Consider the following 1522-nt stretch of genomic DNA (forward strand, 5'->3'; position numbering starts at 1 on the left):
GACGAAGGGGTGCCGGGGCGGTCTCCCGGCACCCCTTCGCCGTGGAGGTCGCGGCACCGGGATTCGCGTACGCCGAAACGCGCGGAGCCCCTTTCCGAAATCCATTTCCGGTATTCGACTCGTTCGATTGTCGAACGCCTTGACCGTCACGCACGACCGCTGTTACGACTGATTCCAGGGTTTTCGTCCCGCCGTAGGCGCAGGCGGCCGGTCGGACATTCGAGTCATCCCGGTCCTGAACGAGATCAACTCCCTGGAGACGTCATGACGGAACGTCGAGGCCACTCGGACACCGACCCCCATCCCGTGCGCCGGCGAACGCTGCTGGCCGCGGGCGCCGCGCTGCCGGTGCTCGCGGCGGCGACACCGGCGTCCGCGGCGACGTCGGTGGTGGTCGAGCCGTCGAACGTGCAGCAGACGATCCTCGGCTTCGGCGGCATGAACCACACCGTCTGGATCAGCGACCTGACCGCCGCCCAGCGCGAGACCGCCTTCGGCAACGGCGCGGGGCAGCTCGGGTTCACCGTGCTGCGGATCCCCGTCCACGAGGACCGGGCCAACTGGAGCCGGGAGGTGGCCACGGCGCGGCGGGCGGCCGAGCTCGGGGCCAAGGTCATCGCCTCGCCGTGGAACCCGCCCGCGTCGATGACGGAGTCCTTCTCCGGCGGCAAGCGGCTGCGCTACTCCTCCTACGGCGCCTACGCGCAGCACCTCAACGACTTCGTCGCCTTCATGGCGAGCAACGGTGTCAGCCTCTACGGCATCTCCGTGCAGAACGAGCCGGACTACGCGCAGGAGTGGACGGCGTGGACGTCCAGCGAGATCGTCCGGTTCCTGCGCGAGAACGCGGGCTCGATCAACGCGCGGGTCATCGCGCCGGAGTCGTTCCAGTACCGCAAGAACCTCTCCGACCCGATCCTCAACGACGTCACCGCGCTCGCGAACGTGGACATCATCGGCGCGCACCTCTACGGCACCCAGCCGGGCGACTTCCCCTACCCGCTCTTCCAGCAGAGGGGTGCCGGCAAGGAGCTGTGGATGACCGAGGTCTACCACCCCAACAGCAGCGACAACGCCGACCTGTGGCCGCAGGCGCTCGACGTGGGCGAGCACATCCACCGGGCGCTGGTGGACGGCCGGTTCCAGACCTACGTGTGGTGGTACATCCGCCGCTCCTACGGGCCCATGCGCGAGGACGGGCAGATCAGCAAGCGCGGCGCCAACATGGCGCACTTCGCGAAGTGGGTGCGGCCCGGCTACTCGCGGATCACCGCGACCGCGAACCCGCAGTCGAACGTCTACATCTCGGCGTTCAAGAGCGGGGCCAGGCTCGTGATCGTGGCCATCAACAAGAACACCTCACCGGTCGACCACGTGTTCACCATCCGCGACACCGGGAACGCGACGGCCTCGACCTGGCTGACGAGCGCGAGCGCGAACCTCGCGCACTACAACGACTTCACGATCACCGGCGGGACGTTCAACGCCCAGCTGCCGGCCCGCAGCATCAGGACGTTCGTCC

1 protein-coding gene is annotated in these 1522 nt (G+C 68.3%); it reads left to right on the plus strand.

The window, feature by feature from the left end; genetic code table 11:
• Window positions 1–264 precede the first annotated feature (264 nt).
• A partial coding sequence (locus ACFWGZ_RS40935; protein WP_382456962.1) for a glucuronoxylanase occupies window positions 265–1522 on the plus strand: 1258 nt, incomplete at its 3' end.

The organism is Lentzea sp. NPDC060358 (assembly GCF_042725365.1).
In the GTDB taxonomy this organism is placed as follows: Bacteria; Actinomycetota; Actinomycetes; order Mycobacteriales; family Pseudonocardiaceae; genus Lentzea.